This window comes from Janthinobacterium sp. JF4, assembly GCF_059617925.1.
This window is the reverse complement of record NZ_JCAQAV010000031.1, coordinates 1-24688: the sequence shown is the minus strand read 5'-3', so window position 1 is coordinate 24688 and position 24688 is coordinate 1. Positions and strand designations below refer to the sequence as shown.

Here is a 24688-nt window from a genome sequence, read left to right as displayed (position 1 = left end):
CGCTTGTGGCATTACAGCCTCATCCCTAGAGGAGCAGCTAGCTCAGCAAGCCATTGCTGCGCGCCAGCTTCAGCCAGCCCGGATATTCCGTCATCAGCAAATCATACAGTTCCGCATCGCTGTGCTCGTCGGGCGAGCTGACGGAAAAGTAATTGGCATTGTCGACCAGCCGTCCCTGCAATTCGTCGAGTTTTTCCAGGAAGGGGAAGTCGGAATCGGCAAAGGCGGCGAGGAACTTGCTTTTCGACTTGCGCCCCTTGCCGATGCCCATGAATTGCCAGAAGATCGGTTCATTGCTGGCCCAGCGCAATTGCTTCTCTGTCGTTGCCTGGTCGCTCGTGCCGCCATCGGTGACGAACATGACGTACACGGGCAATTCCGCGGCGACGGGGCGCGTGCGCTCGCCACCGGCCGCATCGGGGAAATAGAATGCGCGGATGGCCTGCATGGCGGCGCCATAGCGCGTATCGCCTTCCAGCGGGTGGCGGATGATCGCCCGCCCCACGTAAGTGTTGCAGTTGCTCAAGTCCATGGGTGCCGGATGATGGACGTTCTTGCCGAACAGAAATACATCGATCTCGCCATCGTCGTCGAACTTGCAGCCCAGGGCCAGGATGCGTTCGGCAAAGCGCTGCACCAGCCCCTCTTTATACAGCCGTCCCATGGAACCGGAAATATCCAGGCACAGACAGACCTTGGCGCGGTGCTCGGATAGGCCCACTTTTTGCAGGGACACGCCCGCCTGCTTGACCAGGCTGACCAGCTGCGGCGCATCGCGTTCGACCCGTTTTTCCAGGTTGATCTTCGCCTGCATGACGGCCGATGCCGCCGCAGGGGCAGCAGAAGCGGCCTGGTCGACTTCGCCGCCAAAGTGGGCGACCAGCGCGTCGAGGCCCCCATTGAAACCTTGTCCCACGGCCATGCAGCGCCAGCCGCCATCCTTGCGGTAGACTTCTGCCAGCATGACGGCTTTTTCCTGTGCGAAATCACTGCCAGCAAAGGCGAAACGGGCCAGCTCGCGCCCGCCCGCCTGCAGGCGCACGTGGCCAGCTTGCAGCTGCGACATCACGCCGCCCCCATCGACGGACGCCGTCACGACAAGGCGGTCTATGCCGGCCGGCAAGCGCGCCAGTTGCAAGGCAAACTCGGCCATGTCGCCGCCGCTGCCGGCCCGCGCTTCCACGCCGTCGCACGGCGTGCGCGGCTGGTTGAAAAAGGTCATGTAGCGCTCGTCGGACAGTTTACCGCCCGCATCGAGGCCGAAACAGGCCACGTCGAGCGCCAATCCCTGCGCGGCGACGACTATCTGCAGCATGCCATCGGGAACGAGAGTGGCCAGCGGTAAGCGCTGTCCCTTGGACAAGGTTTCCATCAGTGTCTCCTAGGCGATGTAGCGGCGCGGATTGTCCGCATTGAAATCATCTTCGTCTTCCTTGGCATCCCCCTTGAAAACAACGGGACCGTTGAAGGCCAGCTGCAGGTTCTCGCCCTGCCAGCTCAGCCATGGCGTCGCTTCGCTGCCGGGCTCCGAGGTCCTGCCCGACGGCTCCAGGATGATGCTGTCGGGCGTGATGCGCGCCATGCCGATCACATAGGTGTAGACCGTGTCGTCCTCGGCCGCCTTGGACAAGCGGAAGTCGAACGCGCACTCGACGATCTGCTCGCCATATTGCATGACCATCTTCGGCCGCATGGAGGCGACCGGGACGGCGCCGTTGGCCAGCGCCGAATACACGCTGAAGACGAGGCCCACCGTGCCGCCATAATGTTGCGCCAGCGCGGGATTGACTTCCACCGTTTCCGTGGCCGGCTCCTTGCCCGATGCGCCCGCCACGTCGCCCAGGTGGCGCACGAAGGGCATGGCGCCAAAGTTGCCGGGCGTATCGGGCGCCTGGATGAAGCGCATCTGGCCGTTCGGCAAGAGGATGCCGACACGCAAATCGAGGTCGTCGTTATCATCGTCGCCATCGCCGTTATCGACCCAGGTGGCCTTGACGGTAAGTTTGCCCGGCGCGCCGGCGCCCTTTTCCAGCGATACCCTGTGCGTCTGGCCCGCCTTGGTCAGCGAGATTTTCGACAGGGAAATCTTGGGCGGCGGCGCCGGTTCCGCGACGGCCTGCGCCACTTCGCCGCCGAAATGCGCGACCAGCGCGTCCAGCCCCCCATTGAACCCCTGGCCCACGGCCATGAAGCGCCAGCCGCCGTCCTTGCGGTAGAACTCGCCCAGCATGACGGCTTTTTCTTGCGCAAAATCAGCGCCCGCATACGTGTAGCGGGCCAATTCTCGCCCGCCATCGAGCAGGCGCAGGTAGCCGCTGCCCAGCTGCGCCATGATGGACGCGCCATCGATGGCGGCCGTGACGACCAGGCGCTCGATGGCGGCAGGCAAGCGGTCGAGCTGGTAGCTGAAACCGGCCCCATCGCCGGACGGCGCCGAGGTTTCCACGCCGCCGCACGGCGTGCGCGGCTGGTTGAAGAACGTCATGTAGCGGTCGTCGGACAGTTTGCCGTTGACGTCGAGGCCGAAACACGCAAAGTCCAGCGGCACGCCGGCGCTGGCGAGCCCCAGTTGCACGACATTGCCCGTGACGAGGCCGGACAGCGCCAGGCGCTGCCCCTTGATCAGGTTTTCCATGGGATTATGTATTCAGGTGTGGGAGCTTCGGATAACGGCTCAGGGCAAGGCGCGTCGTCCGAAGACAGTACGAATAGTACAGAACATGCATGGCGGCGCAACGCCGCCATGGGCCGTTTTCCGGAGCTCTTAAGCGTTAATTCCGAACGAGCGGGCCAGTGGGCCGAGGCCGCCTTTGAAGCCTTGGCCGATGGCCTTGAATTTCCATTCGCTGCCGGCACGGTAGATTTCGCCGAAGATCATGGCCGCTTCCGTCGAGCCGTCTTCCGACAGGTCGTAGCGGGCGATTTCCGTGCCGTTGTCGCCGTTCAGGCAACGGATGTACGCCTTGCCGACCATGCCGAAATTCTGCTTGCGGTTTTCCGCGTCGTGGATGGTGACGGCCACGGCGATCTTGTCGATATCGGCAGGCACGTTGGCCAGGTCGACGGCAACTTTCTCGTCGTCGCCATCGCCGCCGCCCGTGGTGTTGTCGCCCGCGTGGACGATGGAGCCGTCAGCCGACTTCAGATTGTTATAGAAAATGAAATCGGCATCGGAGCGGGCCTTGCCATCCGTTTTCAGCAGGAAGGCGCTGCCGTCCAGGTCGAACGCGGCGCCATCGGTGGCGCGCGGGTCCCAGCCCAGGCCAATCACGATTTTCTTCAAGCCGGGAGCTTCCTTGCTCAGGTTGACATTGCCGCCTTTTTGCAAACTGATCGCCATGGTAATTCCTCTTTAATGTGGGGGTTGCATTCGGTGTTTCAGGTCACGTCGCCGGCACGCCGGCTCGATGAGCCATGAGCCTACCATAAAGTTCCTGCTTGCCAGCCGCGCACTATTGAAAATAGTACCATACGAAAAATCCCCTGCCGCTGCCCGGATGCGCGAAATGACGGATAATGCTGCTCGACAAAAATTTTCACTATTCTCTGACCCCAGGCTTGTCCTTGAACCACACCAAGATACGGCTCGACTGCATTCCCGGCACCCTGTGCGACGAGCGCCTGTGGTCGCGCCTGGCGCCTGCCCTGGGCGACGCCTTTGAGCTGCAGCACGTGCCCCTGCACCAGGCGCGCACGCGCCCGCAGATGCGGGACATGATCGCCAGCCACAGCGCGCCGCGAGCCCATCTGATGGGTTTTTCGCTGGGCGCCTACCTGGCGCTGGAACACGCGCTGGCGCACCCGCAACGTGTGAAATCTCTCACTTTGATCGCCAATTCGGCCCAAGGTTTGCTGCCGGCGGAAATTAACGCGCGCCAGCGCATCGTCGCCATGCTCGAGCGCAACGCCTATGCGGGCATCACGCGCCAGCGCCTGCGCGAACTGCTGCACCCGTCGCACCTGGACGACGTCGCCATCACGGGACTGATCAAGCAGATGGGGCTGGACCTGGGCAAGGACGTGCTGCTGGCGCAATTCGTCACCACCATCAACCGCCCCGACTTGATGGCGCGCCTGCCGGAACTCGATTGCCCCGTGCTGATCGTGGGCGCCGAAGACGACAAGCTCGTCCCTCCCGACGATCTGCGCGCCATGGCGGCACGCCTGCCGCAAGCCACCCTGCATCTACTGAAAGACAACACGGGCCACATGATTCCCCTGGAAGCGCCAGGCGCGCTGGCACGAGCCATGCGTGCGCATCTGGAGGCAGCGGGCAATTTCAACGATAATGACGGGCATCGGGCCATGCCCCCACCAATTACACAGAACCAATGAGCCATTTGACCATCATCGTCGCCACCGACCAGCAAGGCGGCATCGGCATCGACAACACCCTGCCATGGAAACTGCCGGAAGACCTGGCCCATTTCAAGCGCCTGACGACGGGCCACCCCATCCTCATGGGCCGCAAGACCTTCGATTCCATCGGCCGTGCGCTGCCGAACCGCCGCAACATCGTCATCACGCGCAATCCGGACTGGCGCCATGACGGCGTGGAAGCGGCGCCGTCGCTGGAAGCGGCCATCGCCCTGCTGGACGGCGCCGAAGGCTATGTCATCGGCGGCGCCGACATATACCGGCAGTCACTGGCCCTGGCACAACGTTTGATCGTCACGGAAATCGGCCAGACGTTCGACTGCGACGCCTTCTTCCCCGCCGTGGATCATGCCGCGTGGCAAGAAACCGCGCGCGAGGCGCATGTGTCGGAGAAGTCCGGCCTGCCTTACGCCTTTGTCACGCTGGAACGCAAAGCCTGATAAGGTGATATTGATAGCCAGAGTGTTGCTGTAATACCCCTGTCACACCTGTGCGTCACGCTAGCGCAAGCGTGTGACGCTGTGGGACGATATTTTTTTCCCGCAGATGCCGCATTTCTGCGAGAATCCCGTTCTTATTTTTTTTCTGCGGCTGCCGGGTTGCCCTACCGCCTGACCGTCGCGCCCTAGTCCGCCCCTTCACATCTGTCAGGGGCGGCTTGCTTTTTTGGAGACATGCATGAAATTTCGTTTCCCTATCGTCATCATTGACGAGGATTTCCGTTCTGAAAATACGTCCGGCCTGGGCATTCGCGCCCTTGCCGCCGCAATGGAAAAAGAAGGCATGGAAGTGCTGGGCGTGACCAGCTACGGCGATTTGTCGCAATTTGCCCAGCAGCAATCGCGCGCGTCAGCCTTCGTGCTGTCGATCGACGATGAGGAATTCGGCGCCGGTTCCATCGAGGAAACCGATCACGCCTTGAAATCGCTGCGCGCCTTCGTCGAGGAAATCCGCTACAAGAACGCCGACATTCCCATTTATCTGTATGGCGAAACGCGCACCTCGCGCCACATCCCCAACGATATCCTGCGCGAACTGCATGGTTTCATCCACATGTTCGAAGATACGCCGGAATTCGTCGCGCGCCACATCATCCGCGAAGCGAAATCCTACCTGGACGGCCTGTCGCCGCCGTTTTTCCGCGCGCTGGTGCACTACGCCAACGATGGCTCCTACTCGTGGCACTGCCCCGGCCACTCGGGCGGCGTGGCGTTCCTCAAATCCCCGATCGGCCAGATGTTCCACCAGTTCTTCGGTGAAAACATGCTGCGCGCCGACGTCTGCAACGCCGTCGAGGAACTGGGCCAGCTGCTCGACCATACGGGCCCCGTCGCCGCGTCGGAACGCAATGCGGCGCGCATCTTCAATGCCGACCATTGCTATTTCGTTACCAACGGCACCTCGACGTCGAACAAGATGGTGTGGCACTCGACCGTGGCGCCAGGCGACATCGTCGTCGTCGACCGCAACTGCCACAAGTCGATCTTGCATTCGATCATCATGTGCGGCGCCATTCCCGTGTTCCTTATGCCGACGCGCAATCACCTGGGCATCATCGGCCCCATTCCGCTGCATGAATTCACGCCGGAAAGCATTGCCCGCAAGATCGAAGCGAATCCGTTCGCGCGCGAAGCGAAGAACAAGAAGCCGCGTATTCTGACCATCACGCAATCGACCTACGATGGCGTGATCTACAACGTGGAAACCCTGCGCGAAATGCTCGATGGCAAGATCGACACCCTGCACTTCGATGAAGCATGGCTGCCGCACGCCACCTTCCACGATTTCTACAAGAATATGCACGCCATCGGCAAGGACCGTCCGCGCGCCAAGGAATCGATGATCTTCTCGACCCAGTCCACGCACAAATTGCTGGCCGGCCTGTCGCAGGCTTCGCAAATCCTCGTGCGCGAATCGGACACAGTCAAGCTGGACCAGGACGCCTTCAACGAGGCTTACCTGATGCACACCTCGACCTCGCCGCAGTATTCCATCATCGCTTCGTGCGACGTGGCCGCGGCCATGATGGAAGCGCCGGGCGGCACGGCCCTGGTGGAAGAATCGATCATGGAAGCGCTCGATTTCCGCCGCGCCATGAAGAAGATCGACCAGGAATGGGGCCAGGACTGGTGGTTCCAGGTGTGGGGTCCGGCCACCTTCAACGACGAAGGCATGGGCCAGCAGGAAGACTGGATGATACGCGCCGAGGATGACTGGCACGGCTTCGGCGACCTGGCTCCCGGCTTCAATATGCTCGACCCGATCAAGGCGACCATCGTCAACCCGGGCCTGTCGCTGGACGGCCAGTTCGGCGAGACGGGCATCCCCGCCTCCATCGTCACCAAGTACCTGGCCGAGCACGGCGTCATCATTGAAAAATGCGGCCTGTACTCGTTCTTCATCATGTTTACCATCGGCATCACCAAGGGCCGCTGGAATACCCTGCTGACCGCGTTGCAGCAGTTCAAGGACGACTACGACAAGAACCAGCCGATGTGGCGCATCCTGCCGGAATTCGCGGCGGCCAACCCACGCTACGAGAAAATGGGCTTGCGCGACCTGTGCCAGCAGATCCACGATTTCTACAAGGCCTACGACGTGGCCCGTTTGACGACGGAAATGTATTTGTCCGACATGATCCCGGCCATGAAGCCGTCGGACGCGTTCGCCAAGATGGCGCACCGCGAAATCGAGCGCGTGGCCATCGACGAACTGGAAGGGCGCATCACGTCCATCCTGCTGACGCCGTATCCACCGGGCATTCCGCTGCTGATCCCGGGCGAGCGCTTCAACAAGACCATCGTCGACTACCTGCGCTTCGCGCGCGACTTCAACGAGCGCTTCCCCGGCTTCGAGACGGATGTACATGGCCTCGTGAAACGCGAGGTCGATGGCAAGCGTGGCTATTTTGTTGACTGTGTCAAATTGGACGATTAGTGACGGCTCATCCAATCCACTACGCGGCGCGCTTTGCGGCCGGCGATGCTCACCGTACTAGAGTACGGTTGCGCTTCTCTGCCACAAATCACTGCCGCTCGCTACGATTGGATGAACCGTCGTGACGTTCGTTAAAAACGGTTAATTCTAACGTTTGTTGAACGCCATTCATTCGCGCCACCTTTCAGGTGGCGTTTTTCATTTCAGGCTACCGCGCACGCTTGCGCCAGATCAAACGGCTGGGGTATCGGGCTTCTAAGATGGGCCACTCGCGTACTGGGATGGCCCGTATATGGCGCTCAAGGTCTGGCTGGAGATTATGCAGCAGGCGGCGGCTGGCAGTGGCGCCTTGCTGATGACGGCCTTGAAGCAGGCTCAGGTAACTGTAGCCCGGCGGCACGATGGCGACGAGGACGGCGCGGGCATCGTGCTGTTTGCCGAGGCTGATAGCGCGCTGCTGCAAGCGCTGGCGGCGCTGTGCAGCCATGCGCGCGTGCTGGCCATTGCCGCCTGTGGCCGTCCCCCAAGTTGTGCGCAACAGCGGGCCCTGATGGCCGCCGGCGCGCTCGATGTGCTGCTGTGGCCAGACGGCGCCATCGATGCGGGCCAGGTGCTGGCGCGCCTGCAGCGCTGGCAAGCCGTGGCACAGCTGCTGGCGTCAAACGCCGTGCGCCAGCAGCTGGTGGGCGACAGCGCGGCCTGGACCGCCTTGCTGCACCAGATTGTGGAAATGGCCGCCTTCAGCCAGGCGTCGATGCTGATCACGGGCGAGACGGGCACGGGCAAGGATTTACTGGCGCAACTGGTCCACCGCCTCGGCAACTGCAGCGGCGACTTCACCATCCTCGACTGCACTACCCTGTCGCCGGAACTGGCTGGCAGCGAACTGTTCGGCCATGAACGGGGCGCGTTTACGGGCGCGGCGGCCGCGCGCGACGGCGCTTTCGCCCTGGCCGACGGCGGCGTGCTCTTCCTCGACGAAGTGGGCGAACTGCCGCTGCCCCTTCAGGCGCAGCTGCTGCGCGCCATCCAGGAGCGCAAATACAAGCGCGTGGGCGGCAATACCTGGCAACCAACCCAGTTTCGCCTCGTCTGCGCCACCAACCGCGAACTGGACGGCGAAGTGGCGCGCGGCGCCTTCCGCGCCGACCTGTATTACCGCATCGCCGGCTGGCGTTGCAAAACGCCGCCCCTGCGCGAGCGCCAGGACGACATCCTGCCGCTGGCCCGGCATTTCCTCGCCGAGCTGGCGCAACGGCCGCCGCCCCCGCTGGACGCCGCCGTGCGCGAATACCTGCTGCTGCGCGACTATCCGGGCAATGTGCGCGAGCTGCGCCAGACCGTCACGCGCATCTGGCACCGCCATTGCGGCCCCGGCCCCATCACCATCGGCGCCCTGCCCCCCGAAGAACTGCCGCTGACGCCGCTCTGGCCCGACCAGCACTTCGAGGCGGCCATCCGGCGCGCCCTGGCGCAGGGCTGCACGCTGTCGCACATCACGCGCTGTGCCACCGACATGGCCATCCGCCTCGTGCTGGCCGAGGAAGGCGGCAACAACCAGCGCGCCGCCGCCCGCCTGGGCGTGACGGACCGCGCCCTGCAGATACGCCGCAAGTCGGCCACTTGCGCGGCGCAAGCCACTACTGCCGCGACTCCCCCAACCACCCCGGCTGCGCGGTAAGCAGCCTCACGCCAGCCGCGCCAGCCGCAAGAAATTGCCGCCCGTGATCAGCGCCATGTCCTGCGGCGGCAAGCCCAGCAGGTGGATCTTGTGCAATTCCAGCCCCGGATGCAGCCAGGGGCCATCCGAACCGAACAAGACCTTGTGCGGCCCCGCGCGGCGCACGGCCTGCTGCAGCAAGTCGAAACGGCGCACGGCGGAACTGTCCGCATGAATGTTACGGTGGCGCGCCAGATGGTCGATCAGCGCCAGCTGCGCGGCCCAGTCGTCGCCGAAACTGCCCAGGTGGGGCAGGATGAAATCGACGTCGGGATACTGCTGCGCCAGCAACTCGGCCACGGCCACCTCGCCGGCCGGGTCGTACAGCACGGGCAAGCCGAAGAAGCGGGCCGCGTCGCACACCTCGCCGCTGATGCGCGCATCAAGCCGGTGCGCCTTGATGCCGACAAAGCCGTAGCGTTCGACGGCCGTGCGCACCAGGTCCATGATGCGGCCCCGGTCGCGCCGCGCATGCACGAAGGCAAAGCCGTAAAAACGCTGCGGCTCGGACGCGACCAGGCGCGCCACGCCATGGTTGGCGATCGCGTAATCGGAGTGGAAGGTGGCGAACAGCACGCTGCGGGCGATGCCGGCCGCCTGCGCACGCCGCAGGTAGGCCTGCAGCGGCGCATCGCTGTCCCACGGCCCGCTCAGGCCGTCGCCCGGTCCAGCATGGCAATGGCAATCGATGATCATCCCGTCACGCTATTGCCAGTCGCCCATGACGACGATGCGGTTGCCGCGCCGACGCCAGCGCCCGCTCTCGTCCTCGCTCTGCGGCGCGGCCGAACGGAAATGCGGCAACTGCTGGTGCAGGGCCCGCGTCAGTGCGCTTTCCACGGCGCGCGCGCTGCCGTCGCCGTCGGCCGCCAGGCGCGCCGCCTGCCCCGCGATGCGCACGAAGCGGCGCGCCAGTTCCAGTTCGCGGTCGGCTGGCGCCTCGGCTTCCAGTTCCAGTTCCAGGGCACTGCTGGCGGCGCGCCCCAGGGCCGAACCCAGCGCCGTACCCACGCCCGGTATCGGGATCATCGAGCCCAGGGCGCCGCCGACAATGGGCAAGGCCGTCTTGGCCACGGCCTTCAAGGCGCCGCCCAAGGGCTTGGCCACCTTGGCAATGGTCGAGCCCACCTTCTTGACGCCCTTCCACACGCTCTTGAAGACGTTGCCGAGAAACTGATCGAGCTCTTCCTCGCTGGATACTTCCAGCAATTCCATGGCCAGTTGCAGTTCTTCCTCTTCGCTGAAGACAGCCGGCGCACGGCCCTTGCCGGGCCAGTCCGATCCGAACTCCAGCACTTCAAACGCAGCGCCGGCCCGCTGCCGGCATTGCGCGCATTCGCATTCGAGTTGGTGCATGATGTTCTCCTTCCCAGTCAGCTAGCTGCTATCGTCAGCCCCACATTTCACCGAGCACGGCCAGTTCCAGTTCGCGCCGCTGGTTCGTCAGCACGCCGCGCTGGTTGGCAAACATGTCGTCGTGGATGCGTTGCTCGATGCGCCGCCGCTGCACCGCAGAGGACAGGGGCGCCACATATACCTGGTGCGTACTCAAGTCCACGCCCATCATCTGGCCGCACAGGCGGTGCTGCAGCAAACGGCGGTGCAGATCGTCCGTCTGCCCGCTGTAGGCACGGCGCCGTCCGCCCGCATCGAACTCGATCACATACAGGCCCGGGCCACGGCCATTCGGATCGCGCAAGGCACTGGCCAGCGTCCCCAGCGCCTGGTAGCGCAAGGCGGCCGCTTCCGGCACCCGGCCCATGGTGCCGGCCAGGGTTGGCGGCACTTCGCCCTGCTGCTGGTCGTCGTCCTGCCCCTGGTCGGCTCCCTGATCCTGCCCCTGGTCCAATCCCTGCCGGTCGTCGAACACAGGATAGGGCGCCGGATACATCGTGGGATAGATGGCCGGGTAGCCGCCCCAGCCCCGGTAGCGCGGCGGCAGATAGGGCAAGGGTTGGGGAACAAGGCGGGGCAGCCGGCGTCCCTGCCCCTGATAACGCGGTGGCGTGGGACGGCGCTGTCCGCGCAACGGCGGCCGCCCGCGCAGCCCGCCGCCGCGCGGGCCACCGCGCCCGCCGCCAGGACGCATGCGTTCTTGCTCCCATTCGCCTTGCCACTCCCCCTCTTCCTCGCCTTGCCATTCCCACTCGCCAGCCCACTCCGTTTCGCCCGCCACTGGCTGTCCCGCAAAGGGCAGTATTTCAAACGCTCCGTTCATATCGCCTCCTGATGTGATGTTCAAGCAAGTCCATCGCCTGCTCCAGTTGCCGGGGCGTCTGATCGGCCCGCAGCAGAAAAGTCAGCGCGCCGGGACCATCCCCCGCTTGCGCCAGCGCCAGCACGCCCGCTACGCGCAAGGCTGAGCGCAAATGGGCGCGGCCGGGCAGGCGCTGCACGGGAAAGCTGCCGCCCTGGCAGGCGATGCCGGCCGCCGCCATCCCCGTCCGCCATTGCGCCACCCTGTCGGCCAGCCTGGCGCGCAGGGTATCGCCATGGCGCGCATTGAGCGCCAGCGCGCGCCCCGCTGCCGCCAGCACGGCGGCCGAAGGCGGACTGGCATGCACGCGCGTCTGGCTGTGCGCCGCGAAGCGCCGCAGCAGCTTGCGGCTGCCGGCCAGCACGGCCAGCGGCACGCCAAATCCCTTGGCCAGCGAGGCGCCGACGATCAGGTGGCCGCCCGCCTTGTCGTAGCCACCCGGCAAGCCATGCAGCCGCGCCGAGCCACCGCCTTGCGCACCGGCCACGCCCAGCACCTGCGTATCGTCGAGCAGCAGATAACCGCCTCCCTGCCGCGCCAGGGCCGCGTAGCCGGCCAGCGGCAAGACCTGTTCGCCGCCCGGCACATAGCCATCGGCCAGGATCAATGGGCGCCGTCCCTGCCGGCCCCAGGCCGCCACCAGGCGCCGCAACGGGGCCATCTCGCCGCTGGGAAACAATCGCAGCGGCAAGCCCAGCGCCTGCGCCCGCTCGGCGCCCCAGCGCGCGATGGCGTAGCTGCCGCCATCGACGAGGATCACCAGCCGCTCGGCAGCGAGCATGCCGAACAGATCCCAGAACAGGTGCAGGGTCGACGGCAGCACGCAAGCCGCTTCGCAGCCTTGCAGGGCAGCCAGGCTGGCGGCCAGGGCCTGCGCACCGGGCGGCTCCTGCAGGGCGGCCGGCTGACCCAGGCTCAAGCTGCTCCACGGTGCCAGCGAGGCCGCCGGATGGCGCATGCCCAGGTACAGGGCACTGGTAAAGTCGAGCATGCACGGGCCCCGCCCTCGCCCTTGCACTAGACGCTGCGCAGCTGCTGGCTCAGGCGCTGGCGCAGCAACACCGAGGGCATCGTCGCTTCGATCGCCGGGTCGCTGCTGTCGACGGACAGGTCGACCCCGGTGGCGGCGCGGTAGCCGTGGATATAGCCCTGCACTTGCGGGCGCCAGAAGCGCGCCCAGTTGAACGCCTGGGTGGGCTCATAGATGTCGCTCCAGTTGCCATAGCGCACGGAGAGCAGCAACTGTTCGCCAAAGATGGCCAGGTTACGGAAGTGCATCACACTCGTATCCGTCCAGCCCTGCAGTTTCTTCATGGCATCGACCCGGTCCATCCATGGTTCCGGATACGCCACCATCACGCGCGTGGGCAAAAATTCGCGGAATTCCGGCCGCGCCAGCATCCACTGCTGCATCAGCATTTCGATGCGCGCCGTCGACGGCAAGTCGCCGAACTGGTTGTGCGCGCCCTGCGACAGGATCAAGTGGATTTCCTTGAGCGCGTTGAGCACGGGGAAGGCATCCGCCTTCACGGTGGTGTCGTCATCCTGCTTGTAGAACGAGGTCAGCAGGCGCAGCAAGTGGTGGAAGGCCTCCAGGAATTTGGAGCGGCTATCGGCTGGCCGGAAGTGCTGCACTGCCTTGCCGTCCAGGCGCACACCGTAGTGATGGTCATACTCATAGTTCCGGCGCATCACGGTCAGCCGATGCTGTTCATCCTGCGTGTATCCCCAGAGTAAATTATTCAGCGGACGCAGCATGTCGATTTCCGTGTTCGACAAGGGATCGAGAGCGTTGCCCGGCGCGCGCAGGTTCTGGAAGCGTTGCGCGATGGCGTTCATGGTTTGCACCAGCATGCCCTCTTCATGCCAATATGACCAGATCAGTTCCAGCAGGCAAGGGTTCGCCAGCCTTTCCTGGATGATGCCGAAGCACAGGTCCACTTCGCCTTCCTGGCCGCGCGGGATGCTGATGGGGATATCGGGCAGCTTGCGGCGGATCACGGCCAGGTAGGGCAAGGTCTGGCAGCCGTCGATGTTTTCCAGGTAATCGTTGCGCAGCACGGTTTCCAGGTCGCGCCCCTGGGGAATGTCGCGCCGGTCCAGGTAGGCGTTGTCTTCGGCGGGATTGAAGGCCAGCGGCTGGTTCAGCACGCCACAATTGACCATCACGAACGCTTCCGTCGCCACCTTCAGCACGCGGTAGGAATCGGCATCCGAGAATGGCAGCGCGCGGCGCTGCTTGAGCTGCTGGAACATGTCAGCCTTCTTGACGAAACGCTCCTGCTCGAAGCCGCGCACATTGGCCAGGTCGCCGCAAAACAGGCTGTCCATGAAATGCAGGTAATTCGTAAACGACATCGCTTCGGTGCTGTTGCGTATCAGGGTCCACAGCGGCAAGTCTTCCGTCGGCTCCGTTTCCGTGCGCGTCAGCGACACGCCCACATTGCCCGAGATGGGCTGCGGCTGGCGCTCCTCCGTCTCGTATTCCGCATCCAGCGCCAGCATGGCGTTCGGGCTGAGACCTTCCGGCACGGGCAAGGCGCTGCGCAGTTCGGGACGCTGCGACAGCATCATCTGCGCCATGAAACGGTGCATGCCGGCGCGCCGCACTTGTGTGGAAAAGGCGTTCGGCATGCCACGCATGGGCACCCATGGCGCGGCGGCCAGCACCTGCACCTGGTCGCGCCCGTCGGCGCTTTGATCGCCGTCAAACGAGACGGTGGCCACGGCGCGGTCGCCCACCCTGCCGAACTGACAGTCGCTGGGATGGCAGTCCGGCGTTTCAAACACCAGCCCCACCTGCGGATTGAGCCGCGGCTTGAAGCACAGCACGGCGCTGCAGCCGGACTGCACCGTCACACACTGGGGCGCCGTGGCGGGAAAATTGCCATACACCCCCACGTAGCTGCCCGTCGCCAGGTCGGCAAACACGGTACTGCCATGGCCATCCGTCCAGCGCACGCCCACCAGCATGGCAGGATCGGCTACCCAGGTGGCGGCGTTGAACAGATGGCAGTCGGCATCAATGCCCCGGTACAGGCAGATGGCGGCATTGACGACCACGGCCCCGCTGTCCTGCTCGTGCACGGTGACAGCGATGCTGCCGCCGTGGTGTTTCGGGCCCGCCTGGCCCGCCCCGCTGTTTTTGCCCCCCATATTGCTGCTCATCTTGCTGCTCATGTCATTCTCCTCAATGGATAATCAAACGCGATGCCAGGGCGGCAGCGGCCTGCCGGGCTGGCGGCCATGCCGCACGACATCCGCGCACAGCTCCGACGTGTCCAGGGTGCTGCGCAGGGCCCAGTGGCTCAGCAAACGCCCCAGCAATTCGCTTTCGTCTTCCGGGCTCAGGGTACCGCTGGCGCGCGCCTGGCCCAGCACGGCGAACACCAGGGTCGGCGCAGCCTGGTACATCTGTCCCGGCGCCAGGATCCAGCTGCGAAACAGCTGCGCCAGCGTGGCCGGCTGGCGTGTGTGCACGGCCATGGCGTCGGCCAGCGAGCCGCCGCGCAAGGCGGGTGGCCGGTGCTGCACCAGCAAGCCCACCAGGGCGGCCATGCTGGCCTGCAGCTGCTCCAGCAGGCGCTGCCGGGCCGGCGGCAGGCCGGCCAGCGGGTAGTACGACAGCCACAGCTGCTCCAGGCGGTCCCATTGCGGATGCGGATACAAGGCCCGACCCATGGCGCAGCTCAGGCGCACCCGCAGCCATGGCACCGGGTGGGGATCGTCGATATTGAGGCGGAAGACAAACACGCGCGGCAGGCTGACCACGCCGATCAGGCCCAGGGTGGCGGCTACGCCGACCCGCGCCAGCGACCAGAAATCGGCCACGATCTCGGATATCCACCGTTCCCACAACTGCCACACGTGCACAAAGCCGCTGCCGCCGTGCTGCATGGCTTGCAGCACGGGCCGCAAGGACGCCACCAGATCCAGCAAGGCCGCGCCCTGGTGGCCCACCTCGTGCACCAGCGACGAGGCGATGCTGCTGCCGATCATGCGTTCGCGCGGCAGGCGGATGATGGCGACGGGATTGTCGCCGCCACCGGGCAGGCGCGTGCGCGCGCGGCGGATGGCCGCGCCCGGCCCCCGGTCCAGGTAGCAGATCACGGGCGGCGGCTGGTACACATTGCCGGGCAGCGCCAGCGCGTCGGCGGCAACGATGTCCAGGCCGGCCAGCCACACGCCCGTCTTGTGCTCGCTGCGCTGCGTGATGACTTCGTTGAACAGGTCGAACTGGGTCAGCGCGGCGTTGAACTTCAGGCGCAGGAAGGTAAAACGGCGCTGCGCCTCGGCGGCCGTGGCCATGCTGGCGCCATCGGCGTGCTCGCGCCGCAGCCACCACTGGAACTGGGCCACCATGCGCCGCAATGCGCGCCGGCCCTGCACCAGCTGGCTTTCGATGGCCGACTGGGCGCTGGGCATCAGGGCCGCCGCCAGCACCGTCGGCTCGATCAATGCGAACGGTTCCAGCCGCGCCAGCCGCGTCAGCAGCGAGCGCGCCTCCTGCGCCAGCATCCAGGCAGCGTAAGCGCCGATGGCCATGATGTCAGACGCCGTACAGGACGATTTTATGGCCCTGGCGCGCCCAGCGGCCGCTGGACGGACGCATGCCGCCCTGGCTACCTTGGCTGCGCGCACCGCCCTGCGCCATGCTGCCGCCCGTACCCGCGCCGCTGCCGTTCTGGGTGGCGAGCTGGCTGCCGGGGCGCGCCAGCAAGCCGGGCGCGAACTGGCGCGCCGCCGCGCTGGCCGCCGACTGGGCGATGGCGCGCGGATCGCCTGTGCCGCGCGCTTGTGCGGCGCGGTTGACCGTGTCGGCAGCCAGGCGCACGAACTGCTTGGCGCCCTCGAATTCGCGGTCCTCGTTCGACGACGCTTCCGCCTCCAGCCCCAGCGCGCCGCCGGCAGCCGAAGCCAGGCCGCTGCCGATCTTGGCCCCCAGCGGGCCACCGAAATAGCCGCCGATGGCGCCGCCGGCCAGGGGAATGGCCTTCTTCGCTACGCCCTTGAGCACGCCGCCAACGGCCTGGCCCACGGGAGACTTGATGATGCCGCCCGCCACGGAGGCGGCCTTGCGCAGGAAATTGCCGAGAAATTGTTCCAGTTCGGCTTCATTGCTGACTGACAACAGTTCGTTGGCCAGTTCCATCTCCTCGGCCTCGGAAAACATGGCGTTCGCGCCGCCCTCGCCGCTCCACTCGCCCTGGCCAAACTCGAACTGTTCCGCTTCAAAGCCGGACATCTCCTGTCCGTATTCCAGGGTCGTACGATCCAAGTCATGCATGATGAGCTCCTAAAAGTTAGCACCTCGGTTGACACTTCAGTTGACACTACGGTGCCGGACAGACTGGCCATCCGGCTAACAATCGAGCACGACGATGTGCCCACCCTCGCGGCGCCAGCGGCCTCCGTCCCGTCCTGGGGTTTGCGCCGCCTGCCTGAGCAAGCCTGGCGCCACGCTGCGCGCCACTTGCAGCAGGGCAGTTTCCACCCGCGCCTTGGGCGCCCGCGCGCCCAAGGCGCCGTCCTGCGCCAGCGCCGTGTTGACGGCATCGATCAGATGCACGACCTGGCGCGCCAGTTCGAATTCCTTGTCTTCCGGGCTCAATCCTTCCAGTTCCATGCCGAAGATGCCGGCAGCGCGCTGCTTGAGTGCCTGCGGCGAACCACAATGCAGGGGCAGCAAGGGCGCCACCACCTTGCCCAGCAGCTGGCGCAGCGGCCCTTCCAGCGGCGTCCCGCGCACCTGCTGCCCCGCTGCGGTGGCGCCCAGCTGCCGCGCCAGGAAAGCATCGAATTGGGCCGGCCCCTGTAATTCCAGCAACTGCGCCGCCAGTGCCAGCGCATCTTCCTGCTGCAAAGGCAGCATGCCCGGCGTTTCAGGCAATTCCATTTCGGGACGATAGGCGAGCAGGCGGCTGGTCATGACAGGCTCCGGTGAACGGCGGGCGGGTGGCCCATGCCTCCCTGACGCAAGGGCCATGCCAGCCATGCTCCAAGAAAGGGTGTGGGGAAAGCACGGTGCTATCGGCGAACGGCGTTTCGCCGATAGCGTAAAAACCATGGTTTCCGGCGAAGCGAGTTTCGTTGTCAAGATGAGCGTTCAAACAAGCTTAATTGGCGGGAATGATTACGTCGCCTATCCGCCACAGTGCGTGCTATCGGAAAAAAATATTTTTCATTTTCAAAAGACAAACTTCGCGCTACCCCTTCCAAAACACCATTAACCCTACGCCAACTGACCACAAAAATAAACGTGGCCAACACGTAAATAGTTAATTGAAAACAGGAATATGGTAGGCAAGCCCTACAATAAATGGGTCAGAATTTGATTGCCCGAAAGAAACTAATGACTAACCCTACTTTGCGCCGCTTACTGGCCATCACCCTACTCAGCCTGCTTGCCGCCTGCGGCGGTGGCGGCGACAGCAAGACCGGCGCCACCCAGAAGCCGGACATATCGGTCGGGCCGCCAGCGACCACCGCCCCCGGCGATCCGGCAGCCCCCGGCACCGCGCCGGGCGACACCATTCCACCGCCGCCCCTGACCACGCCACCGGCCAACCAGACAGCCACCTTCACGCGCCAGGAGGCATCGCGCTTCCTGGGCCGCGCCACGTTCGGCCCCAACATGGCGGCCATTGATGCCCTGGCTGCCAGCGATAGCGGCGCCTGGTTCCGTGCGCAGTTCTCCAAGCCGCAAACCTTGCACCGCAAATATATCGACGCCATGCTGGGGGCGCAGGCCGCCGGCGGGGAACGCATCAGTTCCAGAACGTTCTATGAAACGTTCTGGCAACAAGGCATCCGCGGCGAGGACCCATTGCGCCAGCGCATGGCCTTTGCCCTGTCCGAAATCTTCGTCATTTCCACGCAGAATGAGTCCGTGCAGCCGCAAGTACGTGGCGTGGCAAGCTACTACGACATGCTGGGCCAGCATGCCTTCGGCAACTTCCGCGACCTGCTCGAAGGCGTGGCCCTGCATCCGATGATGGGGCTGTACCTGTCCCACCTGCGCAACCAAAAGGAATCGGCGACGCGCACGCCCGATGAAAACTTCGCCCGCGAAGTGATGCAACTATTTACCATCGGCCTGTACCAGCTGAATCCCGATGGCAGCCTGAAACTGTCCGGTGGCAAGCCCATCGACACCTACACGCGCGACGACGTGGCGGGCCTGGCGCGCGTCTTTACGGGCTGGAGCTGGGCCGGAGCAGACCAGAGCGCCACGCGCTTCTATGGCGGCTCAGCCGATCCCGACCGCGACTGGAAGCCGATGCAAAACTACGCGGCCTATCATTCCAGCGGCGACAAGCGCTTCCTGGGTCAGAGCATTTCCGGCGCCAGCAGCGGCCAGGCCGACTTGAAACTGGCACTCGATACCCTGTTCAACCATCCCAATGCGGGACCGTTCTTTGGCCGCCAACTGATCCTGCGCCTGGTCAGCAGCAATCCCAGCGCCGCCTACGTGGGCCGCGTGGCCGCCGCGTTTGCCAACAATGGCAGCGGCGTGCGCGGCGACATGCAAGCCGTCATCCGCGCCGTGCTGCTCGATCCGGAGGCACTGGCTCCAGGTGGCACCACCTTGCGCACAGGCAAGTTGCGCGAACCGCTGCTGCGCCTGGCCAGCTGGCTACGCGCCTTCGATGCCAAGCCTGCCAGCGGGCGCTACCGCATCTATTATCTCGACGACCCACTGAGCGGCTTGGGCCAGAACCCGCTGAATCCGCCCTCCGTGTTCAGTTTTTTCCGCCCCGCCTACACGCCGCCCAATTCCGCCCTGGCCAGCGCGGGCCTGGTGGCGCCGGAACTGCAGATCACGGCCGAGCCATCGGTGACGGGCTACCTGAACTTCATGCAGGAAGCCGTCAATAACGGTGCGGGCGAGAACCGTGAAGTCAAGCCCGACTACACGCGCGAATTGGCGCTGGCCAGCGACGCGGTCACCCTGCTCGACCGTATCGACCTGCTCCTGATGCATGGCAGCATGCCCGCCAGGCTGCGTGGACAGATCCTGACGGCCATCAATGGCGTCAGCATCCCCACGGCCACGGCCAGCAATGCCGCGCAAGTTGCCACGGCCCAGGCCAATCGCGTCAAGCTGGCCATTTTCCTGACCATGGCCTCGCCGGCCTACCTGGTGCAAAAATAGGATGAATCACATGCAAAATTTTTCCCGCCGCCGCTTCCTCGGCTCCATGCTGAGCCTGGCCGGCACCACGGCCGCCCCCTTTGCCCTGAACCTGGCCGCCATGGGCAACGCCGCCGCGCAATCGGCCGGCGACTACAAGGCCATGGTGTGCCTGTTCATGGCAGGCGGCAACGATGCCTTCAACACGGTGCTGGCCACCGACCCCACCTCGTGGAGTGAATACGCGCGCCTGCGCAACACGGGCGGCGCCGATTCCATCTATCTGCCCGGCGTGGGCGAGACGGGCGGCGTATTGCCCATCGTGCCCGCTACCGCGCAAACGGGCCGCGCCTTCGCCCTGCATCCGCAACTGGCACCCCTGAAAGAGCTGTTCGACAATGGCCGCGCCGCCGTCGTGGCCAATGTGGGCACCCTGATCCAGCCCGCCACCCTGGCCCAGTACAAGGCAGGCAGCGTGGCCTTGCCGCCCAAGCTGTTTTCGCACAACGACCAGCAATCGACGTGGCAATCGGGCTCGCCGGAAGGCGCCAGCGTGGGCTGGGGCGGGCGGGTGGCCGACGTGGCCGGCGCGCTCAATACGAATGCCATGTTTACGGCCATTTCCGCCGCGGGCAACACCGTCTTCCTCAGCGGGCGCCAGGTGCGCCAGTTCCAGGTGGGCCAGGCCGGCGCCGTGCCCATCCGCGGCCTGAGCGGCAGCCTGTATGGCAGCACGGGCGGCGCGGGCGCGCTGCACGCCATCATCAACGATGCGGGCAGCGACCTGATCGAACAGGAACACGTGGCGGTGGTGCAGCGCGCCATTTCCAGCCAGAGCATCCTCAGCGGCGCCATGCTGCCGGCCGGCGCGGGCGGCGTGCCCAATCCGCCGCCCTACATCAATCCGAACACGGGCGCATCCGGCGTCAATCCGCTGGCCGTGCAATTGCAGACCGTGGCGCGCATCATCGGCGGGCGCGGCCCCCTGGGGGCGAAACGGCAAGTGTTTTATGTAACCCTGGGCAGCTTCGACACGCATGACCGGCAAAAAGTGCTGCATGCCGACCTGATGGCGCGCCTGGCGCACGCACTCGCATATTTCGACGCCACCCTGGCGGCCCTGCAGGGCGCCGACATGCGGCGCCAGGTGACGACGTTTACGGCCTCGGACTTCGGCCGCACCTTCAGCAGCAACGGCGACGGCACGGATCACGGCTGGGGCGCGCACCATTTTGTCGTGGGCGGCGCCGTGAAGGGCCGCGATATCTACGGCGCCTTCCCCGTCACGGGCCTGGGCCATGAGCTGGATGTCGGTTCCGGCGCCCTGCTGCCGACCACCTCCGTCGACCAGTACGGCGCCACCCTGGCCAAATGGTTCGGCGTGGCCGACAGCCAGCTGGCCGAGGTGTTTCCGAATATCGGCAACTTCAGCCGGCGCGACCTGGGTTTCATGACGGCAAGCTAACCGTTCACGGCGATGGTCAGGCTCACGATGTAGCCGTCCGTGGCATTGCCCGTCACCGTGGCCATCTGCAAGCTGGTGCCGTCGCGAAAGACGTTGTCGGTGGCATAGCTGATCTGCGCCAGGTTGCGCACGCTGGCCGTGTAGCCGCTGGCCGTGTAGGCTTCCTTCAAGGTTGCCATCGGGAAAGTGAACTGCGACGTCTTGAGGCGGTTCGCGCCGCTGGCCGCCTTGTCCAGGCTGGGATACACCTCGACATGCACGTGCGGCATGCGCCCCGCATAGCAGCCGGGAAAGATGGTCGTGAAGCTGAGGTTGCCGGCGCTGTCCGTTTCCTGCACGCCGCGCAAGTAATTCTGCGCCGTCACGCCGCTCGAATACAGCGAATACAGGCCGTCGCGGTCGCAATGCCACAGATAGACGGCGTAGCCGGCCAGACTGGCGCAACTGCCGCTGGCGTTGAGCAACTGCAACTTGATGGTCAATGGCACGCCTGCCGCCACCCCCGTGGCGCCATTGAAACTGGCGCGGATATCGCTGCGCACGACGCCCGACTGGTTCAGCACGTTGATGATGCTGCCGCCATGCGTGTTCGTGCCATCGGCCGGATACGGCCCGCCCGTTTCTTCGGGAATCACCGGGCAGGCGCCCGTGGTCGGCATCGTAACGGTGCCGGCGCTGCCGGACGTGCCCGTGCGGGCACCGCTGCCTGCGACCGAGTCGCCGGCGTCCGACCCGCCGCCGCAGCTGATCAAAGGCAGGGTGGCGGCGCCGGCCAGCAGCCAGCGCAGGACTTGCCGCCGTTCAAATGCCTGTCGCCGCATCATTGCCTGCCGCCTACCGGGGGCGCGGGGAACCGTGCAGGCCGTGACGGCTGTCACCCAGCTGCTGCGCCTGCCTACGCTGTTCCGGCGTCAGCACGGCCAGCAATTGCTGCTCCAGCCGCGCCTGCTGCAAGCTGATCTTTGCCATGGCTTGCGCGGCCGTATTCGCCAGCGCACTGGCTTTCGCATCATCGTAGGCGCTGGATCCGGCCAGCGCCCGCAGTTGTTCATGGGCCTTGAAAGCGATCTTTTCCTGTTCCCGTAGCAAGGGCGCCTGGGCATAGGTGGCGGCGAAAATTTTATCCTGCTGCGTTTCGCTCAAGTCGATACCGTGCAGTAACGGCGGCAGACCGGGCGGCGGCCCTTGCATGGCGCGCGCTAGCGGGCCGTCCGGTACGTATTCTTGCTGGGCCAGCGCCAGCAGCGGCAGGCTGCAGGCGGACAGCAGCAACAGGGAGACGGCGATACTCATGTATTTCATCGGGTTTTCCTTTCGTGGCGGTCAGCCCTGATTGTCGGCGCATGACATGTAAAGCAACGTCAGGGCCGCGTAAAAGCGTGTAAAGGAAGGCACGCAAATGTAAGCGGACGCATGTAAAAGCGGGTAAAACCACCGTGAACAGCCCCCTTTGACTGCTATCATCGGGCGATATTCACCCGAAAAAGCACAGGCATGAGCAAGGTTTTGTTAATCGACGACGACGTGGAACTGGTCGGCATGTTCCAGGAATACCTGACGCAGGAAGGTTTTGACGCCCGCGCCGTGCATGACGGGGAAAGCGGCGCGGCCGAAGCGCTGACGGGCCTGTATGCCATCGCCATCCTCGACGTCATGATGCCGCGCATGAATGGCCTGGAAACCCTGCGCCGCATCCGCGCCGGCAGCACTTTACCCATCTTGATGCTGACGGCGCGCGGCGACGATACGGACCGCATCGTGGGACTGGAGCTGGGCGCAGACGATTACGTGACCAAGCCGTGCACGCCGCGCGAGCTGACGGCGCGCATCCGCGCCATCCTGCGCCGTGCGCAAGCGGCGCCGCACGATACGTCGGGCCTGGCGCCGCTGAGCGTGGGCCAGTTGACGATGTGGTCCGAGCAGCGCCGCGCCGCCTGGGCCGGCACGCAGCTGGAACTGACGAGCACGGAATTCAACCTGCTGGAAGTGCTGGTGCGCCATGCGGGCAAGCCCGTGAGCAAGAATCAATTGTCGGAACTGGGTCTGGGACGGCCCATGGCCCGCTTCGACCGCAATATCGACGTCCACTTGAGCAGCCTGCGCCGCAAGCTCGGCAGCCTGGCCGACGGCCGCTCCTGCCTGCAGACCGTGTACCGTCTCGGCTACCAGCTGATCAAGGAGTAAGCGTGGGCCGCCTGTTCTGGAAGTTTTTTCTGTGCATCATGCTGGCGCAAGTGACGGCCACCATCGGCATCGGCGGCACCTTCTGGCTGAAAAACCGGGCCGCGCAGCAGGAACGGGCCCTCGACATCGACACCAGTCCGCCCGCGCAAATGATCATCGAGGCCGCCAGCGCCACCCTGGAAGCGGGCGGCAGCCAAGCCTTGCGGCAATTCCTGGGCAAGCTCGAACGCATGCGCGTGTTTGCCGTCGATGCCAAAGGGAAAGAACTGATGGGCCGCGCGGTGCACCCCGCCATGCTGGCCAAGGCGCGCGCCATGCTGCAGCAAAGCCAGCCCCATCCCGTCGTGCGCACGGTCACCGGCAGCGACGGCCAGCGCTACCTGCTGTTCCTGCCCTCGTCCGAACGCTTCCGCAATGCCGAGGCGGGCGCCGCGCGCGACACGCTCAACGCCGTCGCCCTGAACGGCCCGCGCGCCATGGAACCCGGTCCACGGCCCAACTCAGCGGGCGCCCCGCCGCCACCGGGCGAGTTCGGCCGCGGCATGCCGCCCGGCCCGCGCATGGACAACCCCTACCGCACCTTCATTCCGCTGGCCGCCGCCATCGCCGCCAGCCTGCTGTTCGCCTTCTTGCTGGCCTGGTATTTTGCGCGCCCCATCCGCGACCTGCGGCAGGCGTTCGAAGCCGCCTCGCACGGCAACCTGGCGCCGCGCTTTCACGCCAGCGGCAAGCGCGGCGACGAGTTGACGGACCTGGGCCGCGATTTCGACCGCATGACGGGCCGCTTGCGCAGCCTCATGGATAGCCAGACGCGCTTGCTGCATGACGTCTCGCACGAGCTGCGCTCTCCACTGGCGCGCTTGCAGGCCGCCATCGGCCTGGCGCACCAGCAGCCGGAAAGGATGGCCGCCTCGATGCAGCGCATCGAACGCGAAAGCGAGCGCATGGATAAACTGATCGGTGAACTGCTGACCCTGTCACGGCTGGAAGCGGGCGCCGGGCAAGCGGGCGCCGTGCATACGCACAGCGAAGATGTCGGCATCGCCGACCTCGTGCACGACATCGTGGAGGACGCCCGCTATGAAGCCCGGGCGCGCCTGCTGGGCATCAACCTGGCGGTCGACGCGGCCATGGCCGACGCCAGCATCACGGGCCAGCCGGAACTGCTGGCGCGCGCCGTGGAAAACGTGGTGCGCAATGCCGTCAAGCACAGCCCCGATGGCGGCACGGTGGACGTGGAACTGTCGCGCCTGCCTGAGGGCAAGCAGGAATGGCTGCGCATCGCCGTGCTGGACCGGGGCCCCGGCGTGGCCGCAGCCGACCTGGCCCGCATCTTTGAACCGTTCTTCCGTGCCAGCAATACCCAGCACAGCACGGACGGCCATGGCCTGGGCCTGGCCATCGCCCGGCACGTCATCAGCGCCCATGGCGGCCGCATCGGTGCCAGCTTGCGCGGCGGCGGCGGGCTGTGCGTGGAAATGCTGTTGCCCGTCAAAACGCCAGGCTGACCTGTCGGCGAGCCTAGCGTTTTTTTAGGCTCTGTCCTCGGCAAATAGGGAAAATGCCGGAATCTTCTCTTGGCAGTGCTGTCTGACTCTGCATACTCACCACACA

22 protein-coding genes are annotated in these 24688 nt (G+C 65.2%); 9 read left to right on the top strand and 13 right to left on the bottom strand.

Going from position 1 to position 24688, the window contains the following annotated elements; all coding sequences use genetic code 11:
• Positions 1–37: 37 nt before the first annotated feature.
• From AC54AF_RS19960 to AC54AF_RS19950, 3 genes are all read right to left on the bottom strand, one after another.
• Positions 38–1372: a VWA domain-containing protein gene (locus tag AC54AF_RS19960; protein ID WP_496637922.1), complete on the bottom strand. Its 1335-nt coding sequence runs from the start codon at positions 1370–1372 to the stop codon at positions 38–40.
• 9 nt (positions 1373–1381) lie between these two features.
• Positions 1382–2635 (bottom strand): TerD family protein, encoded by a 1254-nt coding sequence (locus tag AC54AF_RS19955; RefSeq protein WP_496637921.1) that lies wholly within the window; start codon positions 2633–2635, stop codon positions 1382–1384.
• 129 nt (positions 2636–2764) lie between these two features.
• A complete protein-coding gene (locus AC54AF_RS19950) occupies positions 2765–3340 on the bottom strand; it encodes a TerD family protein (RefSeq protein ID WP_436477931.1) in 576 nt (191 codons plus the stop codon).
• A 176-nt stretch (positions 3341–3516) separates the two neighbouring features.
• Between AC54AF_RS19950 and AC54AF_RS19945 the strand changes: the two genes are divergently transcribed.
• From AC54AF_RS19945 to AC54AF_RS19930, 4 genes are all read left to right on the top strand, one after another.
• A complete protein-coding gene (locus AC54AF_RS19945) occupies positions 3517–4335 on the top strand; it encodes an alpha/beta fold hydrolase (RefSeq protein ID WP_496637920.1) in 819 nt (272 codons plus the stop codon).
• Positions 4332–4817, top strand: a complete 486-nt coding sequence (locus AC54AF_RS19940) for a dihydrofolate reductase (RefSeq protein ID WP_496637919.1) — start codon at positions 4332–4334, stop codon at positions 4815–4817. Before AC54AF_RS19945 ends, AC54AF_RS19940 begins: the two co-directional genes overlap by 4 nt.
• Positions 4818–5055: 238 nt before the next feature.
• Positions 5056–7314, top strand: coding sequence for an Orn/Lys/Arg family decarboxylase (locus tag AC54AF_RS19935; RefSeq protein ID WP_131687836.1), 2259 nt, complete (start codon positions 5056–5058; stop codon positions 7312–7314).
• A gap of 292 nt (positions 7315–7606) precedes the next feature.
• Positions 7607–8995: a sigma-54-dependent transcriptional regulator gene (locus AC54AF_RS19930; protein ID WP_496637918.1), complete on the top strand. Its 1389-nt coding sequence runs from the start codon at positions 7607–7609 to the stop codon at positions 8993–8995.
• Positions 8996–9001: 6 nt separating this feature from the next.
• Here the strand turns inward: AC54AF_RS19930 and AC54AF_RS19925 are convergent, their stop codons facing one another.
• The 8 genes from AC54AF_RS19925 to AC54AF_RS19890 form a co-directional block, all read right to left on the bottom strand.
• On the bottom strand, positions 9002–9730 hold the full coding sequence (locus AC54AF_RS19925) for an amidohydrolase family protein (RefSeq protein ID WP_496637917.1): 729 nt from the start codon (positions 9728–9730) through the stop codon (positions 9002–9004).
• Positions 9731–9739: 9 nt separating this feature from the next.
• Positions 9740–10390, bottom strand: a complete 651-nt coding sequence (locus AC54AF_RS19920; RefSeq protein ID WP_496637916.1) for a hypothetical protein — start codon at positions 10388–10390, stop codon at positions 9740–9742.
• A 34-nt stretch (positions 10391–10424) separates the two neighbouring features.
• Positions 10425–11252 (bottom strand): hypothetical protein, encoded by an 828-nt coding sequence (locus tag AC54AF_RS19915; RefSeq protein WP_496637915.1) that lies wholly within the window; start codon positions 11250–11252, stop codon positions 10425–10427.
• Positions 11236–12282 (bottom strand): aminotransferase class I/II-fold pyridoxal phosphate-dependent enzyme, encoded by a 1047-nt coding sequence (locus tag AC54AF_RS19910; protein ID WP_496637914.1) that lies wholly within the window; start codon positions 12280–12282, stop codon positions 11236–11238. The genes AC54AF_RS19915 and AC54AF_RS19910 overlap by 17 nt, the downstream gene beginning before the upstream one ends.
• 26 nt (positions 12283–12308) lie before the next feature.
• Complete coding sequence (locus AC54AF_RS19905) at positions 12309–14471, bottom strand: hypothetical protein (protein WP_496637913.1); 2163 nt, start codon at positions 14469–14471, stop codon at positions 12309–12311.
• Between the two features lie 21 nt (positions 14472–14492).
• A complete protein-coding gene (locus AC54AF_RS19900) occupies positions 14493–15773 on the bottom strand; it encodes a hypothetical protein (RefSeq protein ID WP_496637951.1) in 1281 nt (426 codons plus the stop codon).
• Positions 15774–15840: 67 nt separating this feature from the next.
• Entirely contained in the window at positions 15841–16578 is a 738-nt protein-coding gene (locus AC54AF_RS19895) for a hypothetical protein (RefSeq protein WP_496637912.1), read from the bottom strand.
• Between the two features lie 75 nt (positions 16579–16653).
• Positions 16654–17220: a hypothetical protein gene (locus AC54AF_RS19890; RefSeq protein WP_496637911.1), complete on the bottom strand. Its 567-nt coding sequence runs from the start codon at positions 17218–17220 to the stop codon at positions 16654–16656.
• Positions 17221–17275: 55 nt separating this feature from the next.
• Here AC54AF_RS19890 and AC54AF_RS19885 point away from each other — a divergent pair, with 55 nt between their 5' ends.
• The 3 genes from AC54AF_RS19885 to AC54AF_RS19875 all read left to right on the top strand — a co-directional run bounded on the left by AC54AF_RS19885 (position 17276) and on the right by AC54AF_RS19875 (position 20890).
• Entirely contained in the window at positions 17276–17521 is a 246-nt protein-coding gene (locus AC54AF_RS19885; protein WP_496637910.1) for a hypothetical protein, read from the top strand.
• A 122-nt stretch (positions 17522–17643) separates the two neighbouring features.
• Entirely contained in the window at positions 17644–19446 is a 1803-nt protein-coding gene (locus AC54AF_RS19880; RefSeq protein ID WP_496637909.1) for a DUF1800 domain-containing protein, read from the top strand.
• 1 nt (position 19447) lies between these two features.
• Positions 19448–20890, top strand: a complete 1443-nt coding sequence (locus AC54AF_RS19875; protein ID WP_496637908.1) for a DUF1501 domain-containing protein — start codon at positions 19448–19450, stop codon at positions 20888–20890.
• On the opposite strand, the gene AC54AF_RS19870 is transcribed toward AC54AF_RS19875, so the two are convergent.
• Both AC54AF_RS19870 and AC54AF_RS19865 read right to left on the bottom strand, forming a co-directional pair.
• Positions 20887–21714 carry a dioxygenase family protein gene (locus tag AC54AF_RS19870; protein WP_496637907.1) on the bottom strand — a complete coding sequence of 276 codons (828 nt, stop codon included), beginning with the start codon at positions 21712–21714 and terminating at the stop codon, positions 20887–20889. The two genes, AC54AF_RS19875 and AC54AF_RS19870, sit on opposite strands and share 4 nt — an antisense overlap.
• A gap of 10 nt (positions 21715–21724) precedes the next feature.
• Positions 21725–22192: a Spy/CpxP family protein refolding chaperone gene (locus AC54AF_RS19865; RefSeq protein ID WP_496637906.1), complete on the bottom strand. Its 468-nt coding sequence runs from the start codon at positions 22190–22192 to the stop codon at positions 21725–21727.
• A gap of 192 nt (positions 22193–22384) precedes the next feature.
• Here AC54AF_RS19865 and AC54AF_RS19860 point away from each other — a divergent pair, with 192 nt between their 5' ends.
• On the top strand, positions 22385–23074 hold the full coding sequence (locus AC54AF_RS19860; RefSeq protein ID WP_496637905.1) for a response regulator transcription factor: 690 nt from the start codon (positions 22385–22387) through the stop codon (positions 23072–23074).
• Between the two features lie 2 nt (positions 23075–23076).
• Positions 23077–24582: a HAMP domain-containing sensor histidine kinase gene (locus tag AC54AF_RS19855; protein WP_496637904.1), complete on the top strand. Its 1506-nt coding sequence runs from the start codon at positions 23077–23079 to the stop codon at positions 24580–24582.
• The last annotated feature ends 106 nt before the right edge of the window (positions 24583–24688 follow it).